At 71.2% G+C, this 25,513-nt stretch carries 23 protein-coding genes; 16 read left to right on the top strand and 7 right to left on the bottom strand.

Going from position 1 to position 25,513, the window contains the following annotated elements:
• Window positions 1–55 precede the first annotated feature (55 nt).
• From pepN to Adu01nite_RS36795, 7 genes are all read left to right on the top strand, one after another.
• Window positions 56–2,527: an aminopeptidase N gene (pepN, locus tag Adu01nite_RS36765; protein ID WP_203733920.1), complete on the top strand. Its 2,472-nt coding sequence runs from the start codon at window positions 56–58 to the stop codon at window positions 2,525–2,527.
• 62 nt (window positions 2,528–2,589) lie between these two features.
• Complete coding sequence (locus Adu01nite_RS36770; protein WP_203733921.1) at window positions 2,590–4,098, top strand: hybrid sensor histidine kinase/response regulator; 1,509 nt, start codon at window positions 2,590–2,592, stop codon at window positions 4,096–4,098.
• A 58-nt stretch (window positions 4,099–4,156) separates the two neighbouring features.
• Window positions 4,157–4,756, top strand: coding sequence for a nicotinate-nucleotide adenylyltransferase (gene nadD, locus Adu01nite_RS36775; RefSeq protein ID WP_203733922.1), 600 nt, complete (start codon window positions 4,157–4,159; stop codon window positions 4,754–4,756).
• 52 nt (window positions 4,757–4,808) lie between these two features.
• A complete protein-coding gene (gene rsfS / locus Adu01nite_RS36780; RefSeq protein WP_203733923.1) occupies window positions 4,809–5,198 on the top strand; it encodes a ribosome silencing factor in 390 nt (129 codons plus the stop codon).
• On the top strand, window positions 5,195–5,824 hold the full coding sequence (locus Adu01nite_RS36785; protein WP_203733924.1) for a histidine phosphatase family protein: 630 nt from the start codon (window positions 5,195–5,197) through the stop codon (window positions 5,822–5,824). Before rsfS ends, Adu01nite_RS36785 begins: the two co-directional genes overlap by 4 nt.
• Window positions 5,825–5,890: 66 nt before the next feature.
• Complete coding sequence (locus Adu01nite_RS36790) at window positions 5,891–6,283, top strand: hypothetical protein (protein ID WP_203733925.1); 393 nt, start codon at window positions 5,891–5,893, stop codon at window positions 6,281–6,283.
• A 70-nt stretch (window positions 6,284–6,353) separates the two neighbouring features.
• On the top strand, window positions 6,354–7,202 hold the full coding sequence (locus Adu01nite_RS36795; protein WP_203733926.1) for a DegV family protein: 849 nt from the start codon (window positions 6,354–6,356) through the stop codon (window positions 7,200–7,202).
• A 14-nt stretch (window positions 7,203–7,216) separates the two neighbouring features.
• Here Adu01nite_RS36795 and Adu01nite_RS36800 read toward each other — a convergent pair whose 3' ends face one another.
• A complete protein-coding gene (locus tag Adu01nite_RS36800) occupies window positions 7,217–8,416 on the bottom strand; it encodes a DUF1444 domain-containing protein (RefSeq protein ID WP_203733927.1) in 1,200 nt (399 codons plus the stop codon).
• A gap of 34 nt (window positions 8,417–8,450) precedes the next feature.
• Window positions 8,451–9,218, bottom strand: a complete 768-nt coding sequence (locus tag Adu01nite_RS36805) for a putative protein N(5)-glutamine methyltransferase (RefSeq protein WP_203733928.1) — start codon at window positions 9,216–9,218, stop codon at window positions 8,451–8,453.
• A gap of 684 nt (window positions 9,219–9,902) precedes the next feature.
• On the opposite strand from Adu01nite_RS36805, the gene Adu01nite_RS36810 reads away from it, so the two are divergent.
• The 5 genes from Adu01nite_RS36810 to Adu01nite_RS48215 all read left to right on the top strand — a co-directional run bounded on the left by Adu01nite_RS36810 (window position 9,903) and on the right by Adu01nite_RS48215 (window position 15,644).
• Window positions 9,903–10,814, top strand: a complete 912-nt coding sequence (locus Adu01nite_RS36810) for a ComEA family DNA-binding protein (RefSeq protein WP_438871113.1) — start codon at window positions 9,903–9,905, stop codon at window positions 10,812–10,814.
• Window positions 10,811–13,222: a ComEC/Rec2 family competence protein gene (locus tag Adu01nite_RS36815; RefSeq protein WP_239132979.1), complete on the top strand. Its 2,412-nt coding sequence runs from the start codon at window positions 10,811–10,813 to the stop codon at window positions 13,220–13,222. The genes Adu01nite_RS36810 and Adu01nite_RS36815 overlap by 4 nt, the downstream gene beginning before the upstream one ends.
• A gap of 85 nt (window positions 13,223–13,307) precedes the next feature.
• A complete protein-coding gene (locus tag Adu01nite_RS36820; protein ID WP_203733929.1) occupies window positions 13,308–13,844 on the top strand; it encodes a GNAT family N-acetyltransferase in 537 nt (178 codons plus the stop codon).
• 235 nt (window positions 13,845–14,079) lie between these two features.
• Window positions 14,080–15,063, top strand: coding sequence for a DNA polymerase III subunit delta (holA, locus tag Adu01nite_RS36825; protein ID WP_203734098.1), 984 nt, complete (start codon window positions 14,080–14,082; stop codon window positions 15,061–15,063).
• Entirely contained in the window at window positions 15,060–15,644 is a 585-nt protein-coding gene (locus tag Adu01nite_RS48215) for a hypothetical protein (protein WP_239132980.1), read from the top strand. The genes holA and Adu01nite_RS48215 overlap by 4 nt, the downstream gene beginning before the upstream one ends.
• A gap of 992 nt (window positions 15,645–16,636) precedes the next feature.
• Here Adu01nite_RS48215 and rpsT read toward each other — a convergent pair.
• Window positions 16,637–16,903, bottom strand: a complete 267-nt coding sequence (rpsT, locus tag Adu01nite_RS36835) for a 30S ribosomal protein S20 (protein WP_203733930.1) — start codon at window positions 16,901–16,903, stop codon at window positions 16,637–16,639.
• A 131-nt stretch (window positions 16,904–17,034) separates the two neighbouring features.
• Window positions 17,035–17,991 (bottom strand): phosphotransferase, encoded by a 957-nt coding sequence (locus tag Adu01nite_RS36840; RefSeq protein WP_203733931.1) that lies wholly within the window; start codon window positions 17,989–17,991, stop codon window positions 17,035–17,037.
• A gap of 54 nt (window positions 17,992–18,045) precedes the next feature.
• On the opposite strand from Adu01nite_RS36840, the gene Adu01nite_RS36845 reads away from it, so the two are divergent.
• The 4 genes from Adu01nite_RS36845 to Adu01nite_RS36860 all read left to right on the top strand — a co-directional run bounded on the left by Adu01nite_RS36845 (window position 18,046) and on the right by Adu01nite_RS36860 (window position 21,826).
• Window positions 18,046–18,579, top strand: coding sequence for a DUF4240 domain-containing protein (locus Adu01nite_RS36845; RefSeq protein WP_203733932.1), 534 nt, complete (start codon window positions 18,046–18,048; stop codon window positions 18,577–18,579).
• Window positions 18,580–18,629: 50 nt separating this feature from the next.
• Window positions 18,630–19,448, top strand: a complete 819-nt coding sequence (locus Adu01nite_RS36850) for an MOSC domain-containing protein (RefSeq protein WP_203733933.1) — start codon at window positions 18,630–18,632, stop codon at window positions 19,446–19,448.
• A gap of 139 nt (window positions 19,449–19,587) precedes the next feature.
• Window positions 19,588–21,468 carry a translation elongation factor 4 gene (lepA, locus tag Adu01nite_RS36855; RefSeq protein ID WP_203733934.1) on the top strand — a complete coding sequence of 627 codons (1,881 nt, stop codon included), beginning with the start codon at window positions 19,588–19,590 and terminating at the stop codon, window positions 21,466–21,468.
• An 82-nt stretch (window positions 21,469–21,550) separates the two neighbouring features.
• A complete protein-coding gene (locus Adu01nite_RS36860; protein WP_203733935.1) occupies window positions 21,551–21,826 on the top strand; it encodes a GlsB/YeaQ/YmgE family stress response membrane protein in 276 nt (91 codons plus the stop codon).
• A 120-nt stretch (window positions 21,827–21,946) separates the two neighbouring features.
• Here the strand turns inward: Adu01nite_RS36860 and Adu01nite_RS36865 are convergent, their stop codons facing one another.
• The 3 genes from Adu01nite_RS36865 to Adu01nite_RS36875 all read right to left on the bottom strand — a co-directional run bounded on the left by Adu01nite_RS36865 (window position 21,947) and on the right by Adu01nite_RS36875 (window position 25,482).
• On the bottom strand, window positions 21,947–23,542 hold the full coding sequence (locus tag Adu01nite_RS36865; protein WP_239132981.1) for a PAS domain S-box protein: 1,596 nt from the start codon (window positions 23,540–23,542) through the stop codon (window positions 21,947–21,949).
• Between the two features lie 186 nt (window positions 23,543–23,728).
• Window positions 23,729–24,595, bottom strand: coding sequence for a hypothetical protein (locus tag Adu01nite_RS36870; RefSeq protein ID WP_203733937.1), 867 nt, complete (start codon window positions 24,593–24,595; stop codon window positions 23,729–23,731).
• A 101-nt stretch (window positions 24,596–24,696) separates the two neighbouring features.
• The gene (locus Adu01nite_RS36875) at window positions 24,697–25,482 is read right to left on the bottom strand and encodes an enoyl-CoA hydratase-related protein (RefSeq protein ID WP_203733938.1); all 786 of its coding nucleotides are present in this window, start codon (window positions 25,480–25,482) and stop codon (window positions 24,697–24,699) included.
• Between the last annotated feature and the right edge of the window lie 31 nt (window positions 25,483–25,513).

Raw genomic sequence — 25,513 nt, forward strand, 5'->3', positions numbered from 1 at the left:
ATGCTACCGCGAGGCGGTCATGTGCCGGACCGGCCGGACGGGCATGATGGTCGTCATGCCGCTGACCCGCTCCGAGGCCACCGCCCGGGCCGCCATCGTCGACGTCCACTCCTACGAGGTGCACCTCGACGTCACCGCGGCGGAGGAGACGTTCGGCGCGCGGACCGTGGTGCGGTTCGGGGCGCGGCCGGGCGCGTCGACGTTCCTCGAGTTCGAGCCGGTCCGGATCCAGTCGATGACCCTGAACGGGGCGCGGGTGCCGGCCGAGGCGGCCACCGGCGGGCGGCTGGAGCTGACCGGGCTCGCCGAGGAGAACGAGCTGGTCGTCGCGGCCACCATGCGGTATTCGAACGACGGCGAGGGCCTGCATCGCTACACCGACCCGGCCGACGGGAACGTCTACCTCTACCAGCACCTGTTCATCAACAACGGCGGCCGGGTGCTGCCCTGCTTCGACCAGCCGGACATGAAGGCGTCGTTCCAGGTGGCGGTCACCGCGCCGGCCGACTGGAAGGTCGCCGCCAACGGTGAGCTGATCTCCGCGGCCGACGGCGTGTGGCGGTTCGCCCCGACCAAGCCGATCTCCACCTACCTGGCCTCGCTGTTCGCCGGGCCGCTGCACGTGGTCACCGACGAGCACGACGGCATCCCGCTGGCGCTGTACGTGCGGGCCGCGCTCGCCGCCGACCTCGACCGGGACGCCGAGGAGCTCTTCACGATCACCAAGCAGTGCCTGGACCGCTACCACGAGATGTTCGACATCCGGTACCCCTTCGGGCACTACCAGCAGGCGTTCGCCCCCGAGTTCAACTTCGGCGCCATGGAGTACCCGGGGCTGGTGGTCTTCCGGGACGAGATGATCTACCGCTCGGCGGTCACCGAGAGCCAGCGGGAGAGCCGGGCCAACGTCATCGCGCACGAGATGGCGCACATGTGGTTCGGCGACCTGGTGACCATGGCCTGGTGGGACGACCTGTGGCTGAACGAGTCGTTCGCCGAATACCTGGGCACCCGGGTCGCGGCCGAGGCCACCCGGTTCACCGGCGCGTGGACCACGTTCGCGATGCAGCGCAAGGCGTGGGGCCTGCGCGCCGACCAGCACCCGTCCACCCACCCGGTGGCGCCGATCGAGGTCGCCGACACCGACCAGGCGCTTCTCAACTTCGACGGCATCTCGTACGCGAAGGGCGCCGCCACCCTCAAGCAGCTTGTCGCGTTCGTCGGCGACGAGGCGTTCCTGGCCGGGTTGAACGACCACTTCGCAGCGCACGCGTACGGCAATGCCACGCTCGCCGACCTGCTCGCGGCGCTGACCAAGTCGAGCGGGCGGGACCTCGCCGGATGGTCCGACGTGTGGCTGCGCCGGGCCCAGGTCAACACGCTCCGGATGTCGCTCTCGCCGGCCGCCGTCGAGCAGACCGCGCCCGAGGGTTACCCGACGCTGCGGCCGCACAAGATCGGCATCGGGCTGTTCGACCGGGCGCCGGACGGCTCGGTCAATCGCCGGACGACCGTGCTCGCCGAGGTCGACGCCGAGCCGCGCACCCTGATCCCGGCCGTCGACGGCGAGCCCGCGGCCGACCTGGTGCTGCTCAACGACGGCGACCTGACGTACGCGAAGATCCGGCTGGACGACGCCTCGACCGCGGCCGTCTCCACCGTCCTGCCGCTGCTCTCCGACTCGCTGGCCCGGGCCGTGCTCTGGGCCGCCACCCTGGACGCCGTGGTCGACGGCGAACGGCCGGTCGCCGAGCTGGTCACGCTGGTGCTGACCGCGCTGCCGGTGGAGTCCGAGGTGGTGATCGTCGAGGACGTGCTGCGGGCCACTCGCAGCCTGGTCGACCGCTACTCGACCCGGGAGACCCGGCCGGCCGCGCTCGAGCTCGTGGCGCAGGCCGCCGACCGGCTGCTGGCCGTCTCCGAGCCGGGCGGGTCCCGGCAGCTGGCCGCCGCCCGCGGCCTGATCGGCGCCACCGCCCAGACCGGCCGGCTGCGCGGCTGGCTGGCCGGCGAGGGCGTGCCCGAGGGGCTGGCCATCGACGACGACCTGCGCTGGCTGATCCTCTACCGGCTGGTCGTGCTCGGCGCCGCCGACCTGGACGGCATCGACGCGGAGTACGCCCGCGACCGCAGCGCCACCGGCGCCCAGTGGGCCGCGCGCTGCCGGGCCGCGGTGCCGTCGGCGGAGGCCAAGGCGGCCGCCTGGCAGTCGATCGTGGCGGACACGACGCTCTCCAACCGGCTGGTCGAGATGACCGCGTCCGGCTTCTGGCACTCCGAGCAGCTCGATCTGGTCGCGCCGTACGTGTCCCGGTACTTCGCGGAGATGCCGGCGATGATGCGGGTGCGCAGCGGGATGAGTGCGGAGAAGACCGCCAAGTACGCGTACCCGGAGCTCTCGGTCGATCCGGAGACCCGGCGGTACGCCGCCGAGCTGCTGGCCCGCGAAGATCTTGATCCGATTCTCCGCCGCGTCGTGCAGGACAGCGACGATGACATGCGCCGTGCCCTCCAGGCCCGCTTTTAGAGCTATTCTCGCGTTTCGCGACGTTACCCTCCGTTACCCTTCCCCTGACGGGGGAGGGGTCCGTGGAGTGGTCCGAGGAACTCGCCAGTGGCCTGTTGCAGGCCGCGCCGGACGCGATCCTGGTGATGTCCGGCAATCACATCGTGCTGGTCAACGACCGGGCCGTGGAGCTCTACGGCTGGACCCGTGACGAACTGCTCGGCAAGACCATCGACACCCTGATCACCGACGATGCCAAGCTGATGCTGGCCGAGCGGCGCCGCAAGATCGCGGAGGGCCGGCCGGGGCCGATCGGCGCGGTCACCACCACCATCCGGCGCCGGGACGGCAGCGAGATCCCGGTCGAGTCCTCGGTCTCGATCGTCGACACCCCGCAGGGCCGGTTCGCCGTCGCGGTGGTGCGCGACCTCACCGAGCGTGCCCGGGCCGAGCAGGAGAAGGCCCGGTTGCGGGCCGAGGCCCACGTGCACCGCAGCCAGCGGCTGGAGAGCCTCGGGCAGCTGGCCGGCGGGATCGCGCACGACTTCAACAACATGCTCGGCGTGATCGTCAACTACGCCAACTTCGTGATCGAGGAAGCCGCCGAGCCGGCCCCGGACCTGTCGGCCATCGCGGCCGATGCCAAGCAGGTCGTGCAGGCCGGCAAGCGTGGCACCGACCTCACCCACCAGCTGCTGTCGTTCGCCCGGCGGGAGGTGGTCCGGCCGCAGCCGCTCGACCTCAACGAGTCGTTGTCCGAGGTCGAGGAGATGCTGCGGCGCTCCCTCGGCGAGCAGGTCAACCTGATCGTGCGGCCGGGCGAGGGCCTGCCGCCGGTCCTCTGCGATCCGGGGCAGATCTCCCAGCTGCTGGTCAACCTGGCCCTGAACGCGCGGGACGCGATGCCGGGCGGCGGCGATCTGGTGATCGACACCGGGCGGCACGGCGAACAGGTGCGACTGCGGGTCGGTGACTCGGGCACCGGGATGACGCCGGAGGTGGCCGAGCGGGCCTTCGAGCCGTTCTTCACCACCAAGGGAAGCGGCTCGGGGACCGGGCTGGGGCTGGCCACCGTCTACGGGATCGTCACCCAGGCCGGTGGGGACGTCAGCATCGCGACCACGCCCGGAGCGGGTACGACCATCACCGTACTGTTTCCTGCTGTCGCTGCTGCTTCATCTTCTTCGGTTTTGTCGGATTCGCCGGCGGTACCCGCGCCCGCGCGGGGCGAGACGTTGCTCGTGGTCGAGGACGAGGCGGCGCTGCGGGAAGTGGCCGGGCGGATCCTGTCCGGGGCCGGCTATCACGTGCTGACGGCCGAATGTGGGGCCGAGGCGCTGGCGCTGGCCGTCCGGCACGAGGGGGCCATCGACATGCTGGTCAGCGACGTGGTGATGCCCGGGATGTCGGGCAAGGAGCTCGCCGAGCGGCTGGTCTGCGCCCGGCCGGCCACCCGGGTGCTCTACATGTCCGGGTATGCGCAGCCGGTGCTGCACTCGCAGGGCACACTCGACCCGGGCGTCGCATTGCTGGAGAAGCCGTTCACCGCGACGGACCTGCTGGTAGCCGTCCGCAGTCGCCTGGACGATTGATCTACGTCCAGCCGCCCCGCCCACCACCCTTGATGGGAATGACGCTTATATTTCACGAATGCGCAGGATCGGGATCATGGGTGGCACCTTCGACCCGATCCACCACGGTCACCTGGTGGCCGCCAGTGAGGTAGCCGCTCGCTTCGATCTTGACGAGGTCGTGTTCGTGCCGACCGGGCAGCCCTACGAGAAGGGCAAGGTTTCCCCGGCCGAGGACCGCTACCTGATGACGGTGATCGCGACCGCGTCCAACCCGCGCTTCTACGTCAGCCGGGCCGACGTCGACCGGGACGGGCCGACCTACACCGTCGACACCCTGCGGGACATGCGGGCGATCTACGGACCCGACGCCCAGCTCTACTTCATCACCGGGGCGGACGCGCTCAATCGCATCCTCGGCTGGAAAGATGCGCTCGAGATGCTGACCATGGCGCATTTCGTGGGCGTCACCCGGCCCGGCTTCGAGCTCTCCGACGACCACCTCCCCGACGACTCGGTCACCCTCGTCGAGGTGCCGGCGATGGCGATCTCGTCGTCGGCCTGCCGGGCCCGGGTGGCCGCCGGTGACCCGGTTTGGTACCTGGTGCCCGACGGTGTTGTGCAGTACATCAACAAGCGAGGCCTCTATCGGGGCTCGGGAAATGTCACACCGGTGTGAGACGCTTGTATCTCCGGGACACCAGCCCGGCTCACCGACCGAGGGGACGCTCTTGCCCGTCACCGAACGCGCTCTTGAACTGGCGATGACGGCCGCCCAGGCCGCCGCCGACAAGAAGGCGCAGGACATCGTCGTCATCGACGTCGCCGAACAGCTCTACATCACCGATGCCTTCGTGATCGCCTCGGCGTCGAACGAGCGCCAGGTCGCCTCGATCGTCGACGCCATCGAGGAAGCCCTGGCCAGCCTGCCGGAGAAGGCAAAGCCCGTGCGCCGCGAAGGCGAGCGTCAGGGTCGATGGGTGCTGCTCGACTACGTCGACATCGTCGTGCACGTCCAGCATGCCGAGGAGCGCGAGTTCTACGCCCTCGACAAGTTGTGGAAGGACTGCCCGACAATGCCGTTCGTCGACCGCGACATGGTCGACGCCGAAGCGTCGTGAGCAGGCTTATCGTCTGGCGTCACGGCAACACCGACTGGAACGCGTCGCACCGCGTCCAGGGGCAGACCGACGTGCCGTTGAACGCACTCGGCCGGCAGCAGGCCGTCGACGCGGCCGAGCTGCTGATCAAGATGAAGCCCGACGCGATCGTGGCGAGCGACCTGCACCGGGCCGCCGACACGGCCGCGGCGCTGGCCGCGCTCACCGGCCTGTCGATCAGCTACGACAAGCGGCTCCGCGAACGGTATTTCGGCAATTGGCAGGGCCTCACCATGACCGAGGTGGCCGAGCTCCACCCTGATCAGTACGACCGGTGGACCCACGGCCAGGAGGTCGGCGGCGAGGTGGAAACCCTCGCCGACCTCGGCAAACGGGTCTCCGAGGCGTTGCTGGCAGCGGCCGCCGTGTCGCCGCCCGGCGGCACCGTCGTGGTGGCCACGCACGGTGCGGCCGCGCGGCAGGGCATCGGGCACCTGCTCGGGTGGCCGCTCGAGCAGTTGCGGACGCTGCGGGCGCTGCAGAACTGCCATTGGGTCGAGTTGACCCATGACCGGGAGCGCGGGTGGCAGGTCGCGGCGTACAACGTCGGGCCCTTCACCGATCGTCCGGTCCCGCCGCCGGTCTGACCTTCTTTTGGTCGTTCTTCTCCGCGGTCTGAGGAACCGAGCTTGATCCGGTAGCGTCCAAGCATCATGGTGATTCGTCGATCTGCCGTCGCTGTCCTGGGTCTGATGCTGTGCCTCGCCGGTTGTGCGAACAACACCGATCAGGCCGGGGCTACCGAGCCTTCATCGGCCTCGGCCGCCCCAACCTCGGCCGCCCCGACCACCGAGCCCAGCAGCGCCAAGCCCACCGCGGCCGGCGCCGAGACCATCTCCGGCACGGTCGAGGCCGGGGTCGAGCCCAACTGCCTGCTCCTGCAGGACACCAAGGGCTCCCACCTGCTGGTCTTCGACGATGCGGCGATGCGCGCCGACGCCGCCGTGGGCAAGAAGGTCACCCTGACCGGGCGCTCCGAACCGACCATGATGTCCACCTGCCAGCAGGGCATCCCGTTCATCGTGACGTCGGTCACGCCGGCCTGATCGCCGGCGCTTTCGGGCGTTGATCGGCTCCCGTGCGGCCGGGCGGGCGCCGATCGGTTAACGTGCCCGCATGCCCGTCGCGGTCGTCACCGACTCCACCGCGTACCTGCCCGCCGAACTGAGCGGCTCGTATGACCTGACCGTCGTGCCCCTGACCGTGGTGATCAACGGTGTCGACGGGCTGGAAGGCCTGCAGATCCAGCCGGCCGAGGTGGCCCGGGCGTTGACCGCCCGCCGGTCCGTGGTGAGCACCTCCCGGCCCGCGCCGTCCCAGTTCGCCGAGACCTACCGGCGGCTCCTCGACGCCGGCGCCGACGGCATCGTCTCGGTCCATCTCTCCGCGAAGCTGTCCGGCACGTTCGAGGCGGCCTGCCTGGCGGCGGCCGAGGTGGGCGACCGGGTCCGGGTGGTGGACAGCGAAACCACCGGGATGGGCCTGGGGTTCGCCGCGCTGGCGGCGGCCAAGGCCGCGAGCGACGGCAAAGATCTCGATTCCGTACGCGGTGAAGCCGCCGACCACGCCGCCCGCGTCAGCACCCTCTTCTATGTGGACACGCTGGAGTTCCTCCGCCGTGGTGGCCGGATCGGCGCGGCTTCGGCCCTGCTCGGCACCGCGCTCTCGGTGAAGCCCATCCTTCACGTGCTCGACGGCGCGATCGTCGTCCGGGACAAGGTCCGCACCGCCGGCCGGGCCCTGGCCAAGCTGGTGGATCTCGCGGTCGAGGCGGCCGGCGACGGTGAGGCGGACATCGCCGTGCACCACCTGCTGGCCCCGGACCGCGCCACCGCCCTGGCCGACGCCGTCGCCATGCGCCTGGGCGACCGTTTGCGCGACTGCTACATCACCGAGATCGGCGCGGTGGTGGCCGCCCATGTGGGGCCCGGCCTGGCCGGCGTCGTGGTCCACCGCCGTTCCTGACCGCCCGCCTTCGCCTAGCCGTGTGGCCAGGCCGTTGCGGTCCAGCGGGCCGGGTCGAAACCCGGTGCGACGGTCAGGTGAGCGGACAATTCCGCCCAGTTGCAGATGTCCGCGCCGACCTGGACCTCGTCGGCCGTCGGTAGCAGCGTCGGCTCGTCGCGCTCCCAGACGGCGCGCGTGCGCCAGCCCTGCTCCCCGGAGCCGACCAACTGCAGCTCGGCCAGCCTCGGCAGCCCCACCCCGCTCTGCTCCGAACCGTTCGCGTCTCCCGTGCCTGCGTCGCTCGTGCCCGCGTCTCCCGTGTTGCTTGTGCCCGCGTCGGGGCCGCCCGCGTCGGGGCCGCCCGCGTCGGGGCCGCCCGCGTCGGCAGCGGCCTGGGTGGCCTGGCGGGTGTACTCCTGGACGGCCAGGACCCGCTCGGCGCGCGCGACCGCGTGGTGCAGCGGGTGGCCGGGTGGTGCGTCGTACGGCACCGTGCAGCCGTTCTCGTCGCTCGCGTAGGCCATCGGGGTGATCGGCCGCGACGAGGTCGCGTAGATCTCCTCCGCCTGCGCGAACAACCCGCCCAGGTGGCCGCTCCCATCGGCCGTGACCAGCAGCGTGCCGCGCTCCGGTGCGAACGCCACCGGCGCACCACCGACCTGCCCGGCAAGCCGCTCGAGCCAATGCTGCAGCAGCAGATGCGACGTCCAGTACGCATCGCCGTCGTCCACGAACCGCACCACCACCGGCTCGTTCGCGACCCCGTGCAGCACCGCCCCGGACAGGTTCGCCCGGGCTGCCTCGAAGACCTCCGCCGCGCTGACCCCCCAACTCCGCGGCTGGTCGGGCCCGACATACGTCATCGTGTCCGGGCTGTCGACCACCACGAACTCGTGCAGGAACGGCAGGACCGGGCGGCGGAGCAGGGTGCCCGGCGTGCCACCGCGCAGGACCGGGCGCAGCAGCGGCCGAGCTTCCGCCCAGCCCAGCGGCAATCCGGGCGACCGCACCAGGCCGGCGACGAACCGGTCGACCCGTTCCCGCCGGCGCCCGCCCCGCGTCGCCAGTAGCGGGGCGAGTTCCAGAATCGTCGGGGTCGCGTCGCCGTCCGCGGTGAAGCGGATCCGGAAACCGCGTGCGTCGTACTTGGCGTCGGTGAACCCGGCCCGCCGCAACCGCCGGATGACCTGACCGGCAAGTCGTGCCCGGGCAACCCTCCGTAGCAGGCCCACCCGACGCCTCTTCTCTCCCTGAAGGTCGCCGACCTTATCGCACGGGCCTGTCAATCTGCCGCCCCAGAATGACGCTCGCTTCAAGATCCTCATCGGACCGCAGGTCAGCGACGAGACCGGCTTCCCGAATCGCGCTCGCGGCCGCATCGGCCTGCGTCTCGGTGACCTCGGAGAGCATGATTCCGCCCGGGGCGAGCCAGTCGACGGCCCCGGCCAGCACCGCCCGGAACACGTCGAGGCCGTCGCTGCCGCCGTCCAGCGCGGTGTGTGGTTCGTGATCGCGGGCCTCGGCCGGCAGCAGCGGAATGTGCCTGGTCGCGACGTAGGGGACGTTCGCCAGCAGCACTGCGATCCGGCCGCGCAACTCGGTGGGCAGGGCCTCGAAGAGGTTCCCCTGGTAGACCTGGGTGTCCAGATTGTCCAGGGCGCAGGCGACCGCGACGGGATCGACGTCCGCCGCGTACAGGTCGATCGCCGGCTGCCGGTGCCGGACGGCCATGCCGAGCGCGCCGGACCCGCAGCAGAGATCGACCACGACGTCACCCGGTCGAGCGGCTTCGACCGCGACACGGACCAGGAGCTCACTGCGTACCCGAGGAACGAAGACACCCGGCCGTAGCCGCACCCGGACGCCGCCGAAGTCGGCGTAGCCGACGACCTGCTCGAGCGGCTCGCCCAGCGCGCGCCGATCCACCAGCGTGGCCAGCTCGGTCCCGTCGGCCGCCGCCGCGCCCAGCACGGCCGCCTCGTCCTCGGCAAAAACGCAGCCCGCGGCCCGTAGTCGCATGATCGCCTCGGCCATCGCCGGAGCTGTAATCCCCGCTGTCACACGGAGTCTTTAGCACAAATAGGGAGGCCGTGGGAGTTATCCACAATTCGAGGTTGTCCACAGGGCGCCGGGCAACGGCCCGGCGAAATCCCTACCGTGCCTGACGTGCGAGAGGACCAAGTCGTAGCGGAAAGGCTGCGGTCGGTCATGGCCGCGACGCCACTTCGGGTACGCGACCAGACCGCCACCGCCGGCCCCGGCCGTGCCCAGTCGGGGAGTCCCGTGGGCCCTTCCCGATACGCCTCGGCCCTCGGCGATCTCGCCGAGGTCGGCGAGCCGCTGAACTGGTCCGACATCGTCACCGCCTGGCCGGACGACGTCGATCTCGAACCAGCACCCGACGAGCCGGCCCCACCAGCCCGAATCGAGCTCGGCAGCACCCCGCGGGTCGAGCTCGGCGGCACCCCACGGCGGCCCGCGGCGGACCACACGGGTGGCTATCCGCCCGGCACGCCGTGGGCGTCGCCACCGGGAGCCGTACCGATCGACCGCCCGCCATCACCACCGCCGGGAGCCGCCCCGGCAAACCATCCGCCGTCCCGGCCGGCGGCCTCCCCTTCCGCCCACCTGCCGCCCGCAACGCCGCTGGACCGCCCGCCGCCCGCAACGCCGATCGACAGTGCTGTCGATCCGTTCCCCAGTCATCTCGGAGATTTGATGGACGAGGCCGAATCGTTCCGGTCCTACCGGATGCCGGCCGTCCGGCCCGCCGGCCCGGAACGGCGCCCCCTGCCACCGCCGGCGTGGGTGCTGCCCGAGGTTCCGCACGTGGACCGGTCGGCCGGCGCCGACCCCTCGTGGCCGGTCTCGCCGGGCCCGGCCGGCGTGGACGTGTACCCCGACGACGAGGAGCCGAGCCTCAGCGCCGGCGCCTTCGGCGGTCGCGGAGCGGACGGTGGCCGCCGGTTCGGCCTCGGTGCGTTCGATCCGGGCCGGCGTGGCGTCCGGACCCTGGCCGTGATCGCCGTCGTCGTGATCGTGATCGCGGCTTTTCTGGCCTGGCGGGCCCGGCCGCGGGTCGACACGGTCGCGCCGCCGTCGTTCGAGACGACCGGATCGCCGGCCGGCGATCCGACCGGTGGCGGCGGCCCGGGCTCGGCAGCCTCGGCGGGCGCATCGGCCACCGAGGTGGTGGTAGCGGTCGGTGGCAAGGTCCGTCGGCCCGGCCTGGTGCGGCTGCCGCCGGGCGCCCGGGTGGCCGATGCGCTGACCGCCGCCGGCGGGGCTGATTCCGGCGTCGATGTGGCGATGCTCAACCTGGCCCGCAAGGTCATCGACGGCGAGCTGATCATGGTTGGCGTCACCCCGTCGCCGGGCGTGGTCCTGCCCACCGGCCCGGCCGCCACCGGGCCTGCCGGTGGTGCGGCGCCGGCGGGCGGCCCGGTCAACCTGAACACCGCCACCCTCGCCGACCTGGACACGCTGCCCGGCGTGGGCCCGGTCCTGGCCCAGCGCATCCTCGACGCCCGGGCGGCGCAGGGCGGCTTCAAGTCGGTGAGCGACCTGCGCAAGGTCGACGGCATCGGCGACGCCCGCTACGAGCAGCTCAAAGACCTGGTGACGGTGTGACCGGGGGCGTGCCGGACCTGCGGCTGACCGGGTTCGCGGTGGCGACCTGGCTGTCGTCGCTGGCCGCGCTCTACCTCTCGGCCCGTTCCGGCATCCTGCTCGGCGCCGTGGCGCTCGGCGGCGCGACCCTGGCCGGGATCTTCATGGCTCGGCAAAGCCGGATGCCGCCGCCACGGCGCCCGGGGTCTGCCGCGCGCCAGCCGTCAGGCCCCGCCACGGCGGATGGGCGATCAGCCTCGGCCGCCGTGCGCTGGATCGGTCTGGCGGTGCTGCTGGGGGCCGGGTGCGGGGCGGTCGTGACCGGGGCGCGGGTCACGGTCCGGGAGTCGGGTCCGCTGGTCGCGCTGGTGCGGGCCGGGGACCCGGTGCGCGTCGAGGCTGTCGTCCGCGACGATCCGCGGGCCCTGCGTGGTTCGCCGGCGATGCCGCCGACCTATCTGGTCGCGGTCGATCTGCTGGCGGTCGGTGCCGATGACGCGGCTCCGCTGCGTCTGCGGGCCCGGGCGCTCGTCCTGGGCAGCGACCCGGGCTGGCAGGGTCTGCTGCCCGGCCAGCGGGTGACCGCGCGCGGGAAGCTGATGCCGCCGCGCGGCGGTGACCTGCGGGCGGCCGTGGTGTCGGTGAAGGAGGCGCCGGAGTTGACCGGCCGGCCGTCCTGGGCCCAGCGGGCGGCCGGCGTGCTGCGGGCCGGGCTGCAGCACGCCTGCGAACCGCTGCCCGACGATTCCGGCGGGCTGCTGCCCGGCTTGGTCGTGGGGGACACCAGCCGCCTGGATCCGGCGTTGAGCGACGACTTCCGTACGACAGGAATGACCCACTTGATGGCGGTAAGTGGGGCGAACGTGGCGATCATTCTGGGCGTCGTGCTCTTCGCCGTGCGGCGGGCGCGGGCCGGGCCGGTGGTGCAGGCGGTGATCTGTACCGCGGTGCTGATCGGCTTCGTGATCCTCGCCCGGCCGTCGCCGAGCGTGGTGCGCGCCGCGGCGATGGGCGCGATCGGCCTGATCGGTCTGGCCTCCGGGCGACCCCGGGCGGCGCTCCCGGCGCTGGCGGCGGGAGTGGCGGCGCTGATTCTGTACGACCCGGAGCTGGCGGCTGATCCCGGCTTCGCGCTGTCCGTGCTGGCCACCTCCGGTCTGCTCCTGCTGGCGCCGGTGTGGCGGGACGCCCTGCGCCGCCGTGGATGGCCGCCGGGCGCCGCCGAGGCGCTGGCCGTTCCGGCGGCCGCCCAGGTGGCGTGCGGTCCGGTCGTCGCCGGCCTCTCCGGCACGGTCAGTCTGGTCGCGGTGCCGGCCAACCTCGTGGTGGTGCCCGCCATCGCGCCCGCCACCCTGCTCGGCGTGGGCGCGGCCCTGCTGTCGCCGGTGTGGCCGGGCGGGGCCGAGTTCGCGGCCTGGCTCGGCGACTGGCCGGCGCGGTGGCTGGTGATCGTGGCGAGGTACGGCGCGCGGGTTCCGGCCGGCGCGCTGCCCTGGCCGGACGGGGTGTGGGGTGCGCTGCTGCTCGCGGTGATCACGGTGGCGCTGCTGTTCGCGGCGCGACGGCCGGTGCTCCGCCGGCTGGCCCTGGTGACGGGGCTGGCCGGGATGCTGGGTGCGATGCCGGTGCGGCTGTTCGCCTCGGGCTGGCCACCGGCCAACTGGATCGTGGTGGCGTGCGCGGTCGGGCAGGGCGATGCCATCGTGCTGCCGGCCGGCCCGGCCCGGGCCGTGGTGGTCGACGCCGGGCCGGAACCCGACCCGGTCGACCACTGCCTGCGGCGGCTCGGGGTGCGGCAGGTGGTGCTGTTCGTGGTCAGCCACTTCCACGTCGACCACATCGGTGGCGTGACCGGCGTGTTCCGTGGCCGGACGGTCGGCGCGGTCGCCGGTCCCGATTGGCCCGACCCACCGGCCGGCCGGGCTGCAGTGGTGGCCGCGGCCCGCCCGGTGCCGTTGCACGCGATCGGCCCCGGCTGGTCGTACGAGGTGGGTGGGCTGCGGCTGACCGTGATCGGGCCGTTCGAGCCGCTGCACGGCACCAACTCCGATCCGAACAACAACTCGCTGGTCCTGCGGGCCGAGCTGCGCGGCGAGACGGTGCTGTTGCCGGGCGACGCGGAGACCGAGGAACAGGACGAACTCCTGCGCCATCTGGGGCCGGCGGCGCTGCGGGCCGACGTCCTCAAGGTCTCTCATCACGGGTCCAGCTACCAGTCCACGACGTTCCTCGATGCCATCGACCCGGCCGTGGCCCTCGTGTCGGTGGGGAAGGACAACGACTACGGGCATCCGAACGCCTCGCTCCTGGCGCGGCTTGCCCGCGGCGGTGCGCGGGTGTCGCGAACCGACCAGGCGGGCGACCTGGCCGCGGTTGCCACCGGGCACGGCCTCGCGGTGGCCGCCCGAGGCGACCCTCCGGACCGCTGACCTGCCGCGCCACTGACCGGCGGGATCGCTGACCGGCGGGATCGCTGACCCGCCGGACCGATGGCCGGTCGGCCAGAATGCGGGGGTGGAGCGAGAGACGATCACGGCCGGGGAACTGACGTTGCGGCCGTTCGTGGCCGGGGACATTCCGTGGGTGTACGAGGTGTCGCTCGACCCGGCCGTGCAGCGGTTCCTGGAGATCCCGATCCCGTACCGGATGTCCGATGCCGAGTTCTTCGTGCGGGAGATGGCGATCGCGGCCTGGGACAACCGTTCCCGGGCCGAGTTCGTGATCTCCGGTGGCGCGGGGGAGCGGCTCGGGCGGGTCGGGTTCGGGCTGGACGGGCGCGGTGCGGGGCAGATCGGGTATTGGCTCGATCCGGCCGCACGCGGGCGCGGGGTGGCCACCGCGGCGGTGCTGATGCTGTGCGGATGGGGGTTCGGGCGGCTCGGGCTCGACCTGATCGAGTGGCGGGCCGAGGTGGGCAACATCGCTTCGCGCCGGGTTGCCGAGAAGGCCGGCTTCCGGCTGGAGGCCACGCTTCGGCAGCGTCTCGTGCACCGGGGCGTACGGGTGGACGCGTGGGTCGGGTCGATGCTGGCGTCCGAGTTGTTGCGATAGGAGCGCTTCACGGCCGGGCTGCCGACACGCCCGGGTCCGGTCGATTGATACGAATTCGGGGTGATCGATGGCGGTTGCCGGTGGGCCGGTTACCTGCACAGACATCCAGCCTGATCGAGCGACTCTACGGTCACCGGGCCATGGCGAGGCGCCAATATGTCGGCTTTCGCATTCGGTGATCAGCCGTCTGCGCGAAGGAGTGAGGCTCGCGGAAACGTCAGCCCCCCGTGCGACGATATTGCGCGTGAACACCGCATCTCCCGATCCGTTAGTGCTCGTCCTCGGCGACGAGGAGCTTCTCGCCGCGCGCGCGATCACCGCGACGGTCGATGCGGCCCGGGCAGCCGACCCCGGGGTCGACGTCCGGGAATATGAGGGCGGGGCGCTCGCCGCCGGTGAGCTCGACGAGATGCTGAGCCCGTCGCTGTTCGGCGGCCGCCGGGTGCTGGTGATCCGGAGTGGACAGGATGCGCGGAAAGACCTGATCGCCGCCCTGCTGGGCTATGCGAAAAATCCCGACCCCGAGGTCACGCTGATCGTCGCGCACGTCGGTGGTGCCAAAGGCAAGGCCCTGGCCGACGGATTGCGCACGGCCCATGCCGCTGTCATACCGGCCGCGAAGCTCAAGGGCGACCGGGAGCGCATCGCATTCGTCCGGGACGAGTTCCGCCGCAACGGGGGCCGGTGCGACGATGCGGCGGCGTCCGCGCTGCTCGCGTCGGTCGGCAACGACCTCCGGGAGATCGCAGCGGCCTGCTCGCAGCTGCTGGCCGACACCGACGGCAAGATCACCGAAGGCGTGGTGGCGCGCTACTACAAGGGCCGGGCCGAGGTGAGCGGCTTCACCGTGGCCGATGCGGCGATGATCGGCGACGTGCCGGGTGCGCTCGAGGCGCTGCGCTGGGCGCTGCACGTCGGCGTCGACCCGGTGCCGATCGCCGACGCGATCGCCGACGGCGTCCGCACGGTCGCCAAGGTCGCCGCGGCCGGCCGCGGCAACCCGTATCAACTGGCCAGCTCGCTCGGCATGCCGGCCTGGAAGATTCAGCGAGCGCAGGAGCGCAGCCGCGGCTGGACCCCGGAGGGCCTGGTCGACGCGATGCGCGCCGCCGCCGACTGCAATGCCGCCGTCAAGGGCGGTGCCGAGGACCGGGGATACGCCCTGGAGCAGGCAGTCTTCGCCGTCGCCGCGGCTCGTCGCGGGGGTGGGGCCCGATGAGATCCCGCCGGCCCGAGGGAGCCCACCGCCCGCTGTATGTCCGGGTGCTCCGGCTGCAGCACGTGACACCCAGCGGCTTCCTCTGCTTCGTCTTCCTCGAGGGCGCGATCGCGCTGGGCATCCTGCTGGCCCTGGCCGAGCTGGTGAGCTGGTGGGGCGTCCTGGTCCTGCCGATCACCGTCGCCGTGATGGTCAAGCTCAACGACGTGATCGCCGGCGCCTTGAGCCGCCCGGCGCCCCCAGCCGCATCCTTCCCACGAGCCCAGCCGCTGCGCCCGGCCACCGCGGCCGGCCCCGCCACCGGTCCCGACGCGAGACTGGCCAACGGCCCGGCCACGTTCGGCGCCCCGATGACCGGTCCCGCCGCGCTGCGGCACTCGGTCACCGACGCCGGCTCCCCGAGCGCCCCCGCCGTCGTGAGCCGAGCGACCCCGCCGACCCGGATCTCCGGCGAGGCCACCACCCGACTCCCCGGCGTGATCAGCCGAGAACAGGGCGCCCCCATCATGCGTCCGTGGGCCGAGGAGGCCGAGGCCCACCAGCAGCGAGTCCGCCAGTCGGCCAGAGGCCGCTACGAGTAGCCACCCGAAGACCAATACGCGGTGCCGAGATGCGGACGCACCGCGATCTCTGGTCGCCGGCGCGGAGGCAGACGGCTGGCCCCAGGCACAGATAACTGCTGCGGTGGCCGAACGATGGCGCCGAGAATTGCAGTTGGGCGCGGCCAACTCCTGTGGTGATGGAGCGCTGGAGCCGGCGGCGACAGCGCCGGTGTGGCCAGGCGGTGGAGATTGGGCTGAGCGCGGGTGACAGCGCCGTGGTGGCCGGCCGCTGGTGTTGGCTGAGCATGGGTCGGAGCAGCGCTGCGGTGCCGGGCACTGGCGAGCGCTGAGCGCGGTGATGGCGGGCGCTGGTGTTCGCTGAGCGGGTCGCAAGGCTGCGGTAGTCGTGCGTTGGCCTGCGCTGAGCGCGGACGCTCGGGTGGCGCCGCGGCGCCGGGCGGTCGTATGCGCTGCGCCGCCCGAGGAGTCGCCCATCACGGCCGGGGCGGTATTGCTGCGCTCGTGCGCGCTGAGCCCAGGCGGCAACGCTTCGGTGGCCGGGCGTTCTGAGCGCGGTGCGGAGTTATGGCCGGGTGCCGGTTTGGCTGAGCGTGCGCTCTGGTGGTGCTGCGGTGGCAGGGTGCCGGCGTGGTGCTGCGGTGGCCGCAGGGTGCCGGCGCTGCAGGCTGCGCCACTGGCGGGGCGCGGATGGGCGGCGCTGTGGCAGGCCCGTGTGCTCGGCCGAGAGGCGGCGGCGGGGAGGGCCTGGGGGTGGGGTGGCCGTTCGGGGTTTGCCACTTACGCAGAACGAAGGGCCCGGGCCGGCGAAGCTGGGCCCCGGCCCGCCCCCGGCGGGAGCGACGGTCTGTACCCACCGCTCAGGTGCGACATCCTGATCTTGAAGTTGATCGGGAAACGACGCGGGCACCGGCTCGGACTTGGTGTCCGGCGGTGCCCGGGTACGGTCGAAGACCGGCTCGCGTTCGAGCTCGGCGCGGCGGCTTCCGTGCTGCCGCGCCTGGCCTGAGGGATCAGGCAGACAGCGCGGCGATGCGCTTGGCGATCGCCGACTTGCGGTTGGCCGCCTGGTTCTTGTGGATGACGCCCTTGCTGACAGCCTTGTCCAGCTGACGCGAGGCGTCACGCAGCAGCGTGGTGGCCGTCTCGGTGTTGCCCGCTTCGCTCGCTTCGTTGAGCTTGCGGATCACCGTCTTCAGCGACGACTTGACCGACTTGTTGCGCAGACGGGCCTTCTCGTTCTGCCGGTTGCGCTTGATCTGGGACTTGATGTTCGCCACGCGACAGCCTTGTCCTGACTAGGTGTTCGGAAACTGGTCTCTAGCGGGTGGTGGCTGGAGCAGCGAACAGCGGCGCGTCACCACACGCGATGAGCCAGACTACCAGGACCGTCGCTACCCCGCCAAAACGGCTACCAGCCGCGGCGGTCGGAGAGCCAGGCCAGGGCCTGTTCTCCGCTGAATCGCTGGTGCTGGCGGCTGTGCGGGGAGGCGCTGCTGGGGCCGCCGTCGGCGCGGATCAACCAGTAACCGGACAGGGCGGCCAGGGCGCCGTCCACTCCTTCGGGTGGTGGATTCCACGGGGCCAGGTAGGCGTCGGCGTCCAGGCCGCTCGCGAAGGCGCTGATCAACAGAGTGATCGTGTCGAACCACGGGGCGCCGAGGCAGGGCCAGGTCCAGTCGCAGAGGCGGGCGCGGCCGGATCGGTCGATCAGGACGTTGTCGATGCGCAGGTCGCCGTGCATCATGCCGGGGCCGTCGACCAGGGCGGGGAGGGATTGTTCCAGGGCGGCCAACTCGGGTAGATGTGCGGGAGCGGCAGTGTGGTGGGCGGTTCGCGGCATTGGTTCCCGGCCGGCCGCTATTTCCGACCACCAGGACATCTCGGATCGGATGATCTCGGCGAGCGAGGGGAGGCCGGGGGTGGTCGGGGTGGTCAGTGCCGCGGCGGCGGTTGACCAGGCTTGCAGGGTGGCGTCCAGTTCGGCCGGCTGCCACGGCAGGGTGGGGACGTGGCCGTCTATCGCTTCCAGGCATAGGACGAAATATCCGGACTCCTCCATGCTCCAGAGCGGGCGGGCGGCGTCGATCTCCGGCGGGAGGGCGGCGGTGATGGCGGCCTCGCGGGCGTACCACTGAGAGTTCGGATCTCGCAGCGGGGCGGCCTTGAGGAAGAAGTTCGGGCCGCCCCCGGTGCTGATCAAGGCGGCGAATGCCCTGGTGAAGCCGCCACCGGCGCTCTGCACGGCGGCTATCGGTGCGCCCAGCCGGGCCGCTATCGCCTTGCGCAGGCTTTTCGGCAGGTCGGACCACTGGGGGCGGACGGCGGTGGCGCCGTACGCGACATCGGGAAGTGAGATCGGCCGCACCCGACCATCCTGCCGTCCCCGTTTTTGTCGTACCCGGCTGGCAGGATCCTCGCCATGAGAACCGACGACTTCTGGGCCGTGATCGGGCGGGCGACCGCCGATCGGCCCGCCACTCCGGCCGAGGTGGCCAAGCGTGCCGCCGCCGACCTGGCCACCTGCGAGCCGGAGGAGATCGTCGCCTGGGCTCGGCACCTCGACAAGGTGATGGTCGCCTCCGGCACCGAGGATCTGTGGGCGGCGGCCTATCTGATCCACGGTGGGTGCACCGAGGAGGGGTTCGACAACTTCCGCGGCTGGCTGATCGCGCACGGGCGGGAGACCGTGGCGCGTTCCGTCAAGTCGCCCGACGATCTGGCCGAGATGCCGGCGGTGCGGGCCGCTTCGGAGAATGGCGCGGTCTTCGAGGCGGAAGAGGTGCTGTCCATCGCGGCCGAGGCTTATCGGCAGGCGACCGGGTCCGAGTTGCCGCCGGGGGAGACGGCGGCGATCAGGCCCGACGCGGCCGACCTGTGGGATTTCGACAACGAGGAGGAGATGCAGAAGCGCCTGCCGCGGTTGTCCGCTCTGTTCCTCGAGCCGCCGGAGTAGGCGGGAAACTGGGTCGCCCTGGGCGGGGTGGCTCGCCGAGACTTGGGGCCATGAAGGCTGAGCGAGGGACGGTCGCGGCGGTCAGTTGTAACGACACCTATGCGTTCATCAAGCCGGTTCGGGGCGAGATCGTGCTGATCGCCGGGGTCGGGGTCAAGGGCGATGTGCACGCCGGGCTGTACGTGAAGCACCGGGGACGGGTGCGGAACGATCCGACGCAGCCGAACTTCCGGCAGGTGCATCTGATTCAGCAGGAGCTTTTCGGCGAGGTCGGTGCGAAGGGCTATGACGTCGAGGCCGGCAACCTCGGGGAGAACGTGACGACCAGCGGCGTCGACCTGCTCGGGTTGCCGCGGGGGACGATTCTTCGCTTCGGCCCGGCGGCGGGCGAGTGCGATTCGGCGGCGGGCGCGGGCGGTCCGGCGGCGGGCGCGGGTGGTCCGGCGGCGGGTGAGGGTGGCGCGGAGGCCGCTGAGGGCGCCAGGGAGACGGTGCCGGCGGTGGGTGCGGGTAGCGGGAGTGTCGGCGCGGGCGGGGCGCTGGCGGCGGTGCTGGAGGTCGCGGCGGCCGCGGAGCTCGGGCCGGGGAACGCCGGCGCGGCGGTGGCGATCGCGGCGGCGGCCGCGCGGGATCGGGGAGACGATCCGCGGCCGGCGGTCGTGGTGGCCGGGCTGCGGAATCCGTGTGGGCAGATCAACGGGTTTCGGGACGGGCTGCTCAAAGAGGTGCTCGGGCGGGACGAGCGTGGTCAGGTCGTCCGTAAGGCCGGGGTGATGGCGGTCGTGCTGCGTGGTGGGCCGATCCGGACCGGGGACATGGTCACCGTGGAGCTGCCACCGGCGCCGCATGCGCCGCTTGAGCCCATCTGACGTCCAGCGTGCGCGGTGAGCGTGGCGGGCGTGCGGGGTTCCGAACGGGTGTGAGCGGGGCTTGCGCGCGGACGTGGGACGATAGAACGCGCCGGCAGGCCGCCGGAGTCTCAGCCAAGCTTTCGACGAACGGACGAACGTGCCTGGACCGCTCGACCCCGCTGTGAATGTGATCGGGGCTACCGACCCGAGTCGCATCCGCAACTTCTGCATCATCGCGCACATCGACCACGGCAAGTCGACCCTGGCCGACCGGATGCTGCAGATCACCGGGGTGGTCGACCCGCGGCAGATGCGCGCCCAATATCTCGACCGGATGGACATCGAGCGGGAACGCGGCATCACCATCAAGTCGCAGGCCGTTCGGATGCCGTGGACGGTTCGCGAGGGGGACAAGCGGGGCGACACCGCGGTCCTCAACATGATCGACACGCCGGGGCACGTCGACTTCACCTATGAGGTCTCCCGCAGCCTGGCCGCCTGTGAAGGTGCCGTGCTGCTGGTCGACGCCGCGCAGGGGATCGAGGCGCAGACCCTCGCCAACCTGTACCTGGCGATGGAGAACGACCTGCACATCATCCCGGTGCTCAACAAGATCGACCTGCCGGCCGCGCAGCCGGAGAAGTATGCCGAGGAGCTGGCCAAGCTGATCGGCTGCGAGCCGGCCGACGTGCTCCGGGTGTCCGGCAAGACCGGCGTGGGCGTGGGCCACCTGCTCGACGAGATCGTGCGGCAGTTCCAGGCGCCGGTCGGGGTGGCCGACGGTCCGGCCCGCGCGATGATCTTCGACTCGGTGTACGACGTCTATCGCGGCGTGGTCACCTACGTGCGGGTCATCGACGGGCGGATCGAGGCCCGCGACCGGATCAAGATGATGTCCACCGGTGCGGTGCACGAGTTGCTCGAGATCGGCGTCGTCTCGCCCGAGATGGAGAAGGCGGGCGCGCTCGGCGTCGGCGAGGTCGGCTACCTGATCACCGGCGTGAAGGACGTTCGCCAGTCCCGGGTCGGTGACACTGTCACCGGCAACCTCCGGCCGGCCAAGGAAGCGCTCGGCGGCTACAAGGACCCGAAGCCGATGGTCTACTCGGGTCTCTACCCGATCGACGGCTCCGACTACCCGGCCCTGCGGGACGCCCTCGACAAACTCAAGCTCAACGACGCCGCCCTGGTCTACGAGCCGGAGACGTCGCTGGCGCTGGGCTTCGGGTTCCGGGTCGGCTACCTCGGCCTTCTGCACCTGGAGATCATCGGTGAGCGGCTGGAGCGCGAGTTCAACCTCGACCTGATCTCCACCGCGCCGAACGTGGTCTACCGCGTCTACACCGAGGACGCCGAGGAGCGGGTCGTCACCAACCCGTCCGAGTTCCCCACCGGGAAGATCGCCGAGATCCACGAACCGGTGGTGCGGGCGACCGTGCTGGTTCCCAACGAGTACGTGGGTGCGGTCATGGAGCTGTGTCAGTCGCGGCGCGGCAGCCTGCTCGGCATGGAGTACCTGTCCGCCGAGCGGGTGGAGCTGCGCTACACGCTGCCGCTCGCCGAGATCATCTTCGACTTCTTCGACCAGCTGAAGAGCAAGACCAAGGGGTACGCGTCGCTCGACTACGAGCCCTCCGGCGAGCAGGTCGCCGAACTGGTCAAGGTGGACATTCTGCTGCACGGTGAGCCGGTCGACGCGTTCAGCGCCATCGTGCACAAGGACAAGGCTTACGCGTACGGCGTGAACATCGCCGCCAAGCTGCAGAAACTCATCCCCCGGCAGCAGTTCGAGGTGCCGATCCAGGCCGCCATCGGCAGCCGGATCATCGCCCGGGAGACGATCCGCGCGATCCGCAAGGACGTCCTCGCCAAGTGCTACGGCGGTGACATCACCCGTAAGCGCAAGCTGCTCGAGAAGCAGAAAGAGGGCAAGAAGCGGATGAAGATGGTCGGCCGCGTGGAAGTGCCGCAGGAGGCCTTCATCGCCGCCCTGTCGACATCCGACTCCGGGGACACGAAGGGAGCAACTAAAAAATAGGTCGGTTTGGTTTCTCGGAAGGCCGGGAATCTGGTTGCTCGACGGACGCAACGGATTGCACCACCCCCCGAGAGGACCTCAAATGACTGTCACCGGAATCATCACGGCGCTCATCGTCGGCCTCATCATCGGCGCCCTGGGCCGCCTGGTCGTACCGGGCAAGCAGAACATCCCGATCTGGCTGACCATCGTCGTCGGTATCGTCGCTGCCCTGCTCGGCACGGTCATCGCCCGGGCGACCGGCGTGGCCGACACCAAGGGTGTCGACTGGATCGAGCTGCTGTTCCAGGTCGTCCTGGCCGCTGTCGGTGTCGCCCTGGTGGCCGGCGTCGGCTCGCGTCGCCGGATCACCCGGTAATTGAATCTGGGCAAAGACGCGGCATCACCCAGCGACGCCGCGGGATGAAGAGAAGCGCCGGACCTGCAAAGGCCCGGCGCTTCACTTTGTTTTGGAGGCTCAGTTATGTGCGGAAAAGCCTCAGTAGCGGAACTTGTGCTGGGCGCTGCGGCGATTGACCCAGGCCGGTAGCTCGTCCACATTCTCCAGGTGCGGGTGCTGCTCGACCGGGTCGTGGCCCTCGGTCACGTTGCGCATGGTCACCACGTAACCCTGGACGAGGCGGTCCTCGCGCAGGTCACGGTAGGTCGCCTCGACCAGGACCTGGCTCTGGTCGGAGCGGCGCAGCGCGCAGAACAGCTTGCCGTCGCCGCTGGAGTAGAACGCCCGGCGGACCGGCCCCTGGTCGTCGGGGTGCACCAGGTCGGTGAAGGTGGCCAGTGGGGACAGCTCGGTCGAGCCGAGCAGGGTGCGCAGGGCCGGGCTCGCGTAGCGGATCCGCTGGTCCTCGTCGATCACCAGCATCAGATCGGCGGTGTTGCTGATCACCGTGCGGAGGTACTGGTCGCTGTCGCGGCGGCCGACCGCCTCGACCAGCATGATCCGGTCGAGGGCCATGGCGGCCTGACCGGCGAGCACCTCCAGGGCGTCGCGGGTCACGGCCAGCACGTCGCGGCGGGCGGTGACGATCAGGGCGCCGCCGTTCGGGCGGGCCACCGCCATCGGTTCCAGCCACAGTGGGCAGACCATGGTGCCGTAGAGGTCGTCCTCCTTCACCAGCCAGCTGCGCGAGCGCGGGCTCGACGCGGGCGGCTCGGTCGACAGGCCGGCTTCGGCGAGTTTGCGGTCGTCGGTGGCGAACAACACATCGCGCACCGAGGCGGCCGGCATGAGCTGGGCGACCGCGGCCCGCACCCCCTCCTGGACGGCCGGCTGGTCGGCGGCGGCCACCAGGGTGCCGCTGGCGGTGCGCAGCGCGTGCTCGCGGGCCGCGGCCCGGCTGTTCTGCATGACCGAGTCGGCCAGGCGGGTGATGGTGAGCAGCAGCGTGAGGCCGCCCACCACCGCGATGACCACGCCGTCCTTGACCCCGCCGTTGAGCGCCTCGATGAGCAGCACGACCGGCGGCGTCGCCACCGAGGCGCACAGCAGCACGGCCCAGTGCCCGCGCCATTGGGCCGGGTCGGGTGGCATCGGGTCGGTGAGCCGCTTCATCGACGGGTGCAGCGCGGCCAGGCCCCAGGTCACGTAAAGAATGATGTACCCGATTTCGGTGTAGGTGCCGGGCATCATCGAGTAGAGGATGTCGCTGGCCAGCATGCCGATCGAGCCGCTCAGCAGCAGGGCCGCCGAGGCGTTGCGGCCGGCCGCCAGGACCAGCCGGACGGCGACCGCGATCAGGACCAGGTCACCGATCACGTCGGCGGCCGAGATCTTGCCGATCTGGCCCTGGTCGCCGATCAGGAAGACCCAGATCACCAGCAGCGTGGTGCACGAGGCGGCGAGCAGATCGATCAGCCGGGACCGGTCACCGAGCAGTGAGCCGAACCGGGTGAACTGCATCAGCGCGGCCGCCACCAGCAGGAACATCGAAAGGTAGAAGGTCTCGGCCACATCGTCGGCGTTGATCGCGTAGAAGATGTCGCCGACCGCGAGACTGGCGACCGACGCGGCTATCAGGACCCACGGGCCGAGGCGGGCGGGCTTGTGCCACCGAACGCCGATGATGATCGCCAAACAGCTTGCAGCACCTATCAGTATCCATTCGATCGCCCTCGACACGTTCTACTTAGTACCAGGGCGGTAGCTGTCTGTCCATGCGTCTGTATACGCTCAGCGATTGGGCGTCAGAAATGGTGGACATCACGCAGAGCGACCGCCGGCCGCGCCGTCATTCGTGCCGGATGGCAACAAACCCGGACGTCAGCTGAACACCTGAGCGATCACCTGGCGCTCGTCGACGCCACCGTCCGCCGTCACCGGTTGCCATTTGCCGTCGGGGGCGTGCCACTCCAGATCGGCGAAACGTACCCGTTCGAGACCGGTGGCCGAGGCGTGCGAGACCAGCCAGTGTGCGTACCGCCAGCCCGTACTCGTATCGGACACCGCGACCGTGAGTCCGGCGGTCCGGGTGACGGTCGCCGGGGTTTTCGCCAGGCCCTTGCCCCAGTCGAGCTTCAGCCCGGCGAGCAGCGCCGCCGACGCGGCGGTGCCGCGCAGCGCCGGCGAACCGGTCACCGTGCAGGCCACCGCTCCGGTGGCTCGGCCGGTCAGGGCCCGGGCCAGCACCGCCGACTCGTCCGCCCACTTCTCGTACGCATTCGGGTAGGCCGACCGCTGCACCCGCTGCGCCGCGTCGGTGACCCGCATCTTCTCGTAGCCCTTGACCTTCTTGAGGGCCGTGTAGAACTTGTCCGCCGCGTACCTCGGGTCCTTGATCTTCTCGATCGTGCCCCAGCCCTGGCTGGGCCGCTGCTGGAACAGGCCGATCGAGTCGCGGTCGCCGTCGTCGAGATTTTCCAGCTTCGACTCCTGCAGGGCGGTGGCCAGCGCGATCACGACTGCCCTCTCGGGCATGCCGCGCCGGATGCCGACCGCGGTGATGGTCGCCGCGTTGGCCATCTGCACGAAGTCGAGCGTCACCTCACCGTCGGCCTTCACCGTGCACTCCGGGCCGAGGGTCGGCAGTTTGATCTCGCCGGGGAGGCTCCGGACCAGGCCGACCACGCTCAGTGTGCCGACCAGCGCGAGCAGCGCGAGCACCACGACCGGTGTCTTGCGCACCCGCACCTCCTAGACGCGTCCTCATGACGGGGGACAGGCAACAAGGGTAATCAACGACCGCACGACCTCATCGACACTGCGACCAGGCAGCACGGCCACCGCGATGATCACGGTTGGGCGGGGGCCGCGGCCGGGACCCAGGAAGCCGGGCGTTTCTCGCGGAAAGCGGTCACGCCCTCCCGGCCTTCGGCCGATCGGAAATAGCCCCCGGAGCGTTCGGCCAGGTCGGCCAGCTCAGCTCGGATCGGAGTTTGCGGCGTACGCCGTAGCAGCTGCTTGGTCCCGGCGAGAGCGAGCGGACCGCCCTGCACCAGCGCGTCGCAGTAGGCCGCCACCGTGGCGTCCAGGCCCTCGGCCGAGACGGCCGCCGTGACCAGGCCGATCTCCGCCGCCCGCACCCCGTCGAAGACGTTGCCGGTGAGATAGAGCTCGGTGGCCGCCCGCGGGGTCAGCCGCGGGAGCACGGTGGCGCTGATCACCGCCGGGATCACCCCCAGCCGGACCTCGGTGAACGCGAAGGTCGCCTGATGCGTGCAGACCGCGATGTCGGCCGCCGCGATCAGGCCCAGACCGCCGGCCCGGGCCGGCCCGGCGACCCGCGCCACCACCGGCTTCGGGAACTCCCAGAGCGCGGCCAGCACGTCGGCCAGCTTCTCGGCCGGCACCCTGCCGGCCTCGCGGGCCTCGGCGGTCTCCTTGAGGTCGGCGCCGGAGCAGAAGACCGGGCCGGTTTGGGTGAGCACCACCACCCGGACCGACGGGTCGGTCAGCGCGGCCGCGAGGCCGTCCAGGAGCTGGGTCATCAGCGGCGTGGAGAGGGCGTTGCGGTTGGCGGGGCTGTCCAGGGTAAGGGTGGTCACCCCGGCGGCTGTGGCGGAACGGACCAGATCCATGGCGGGAACCCTATCGGGGGCCGTGCACACT

The sequence above is a fragment of the Paractinoplanes durhamensis genome (genome assembly GCF_016862175.1).
Classification (GTDB): Bacteria; Actinomycetota; Actinomycetes; order Mycobacteriales; family Micromonosporaceae; genus Actinoplanes; species Actinoplanes durhamensis.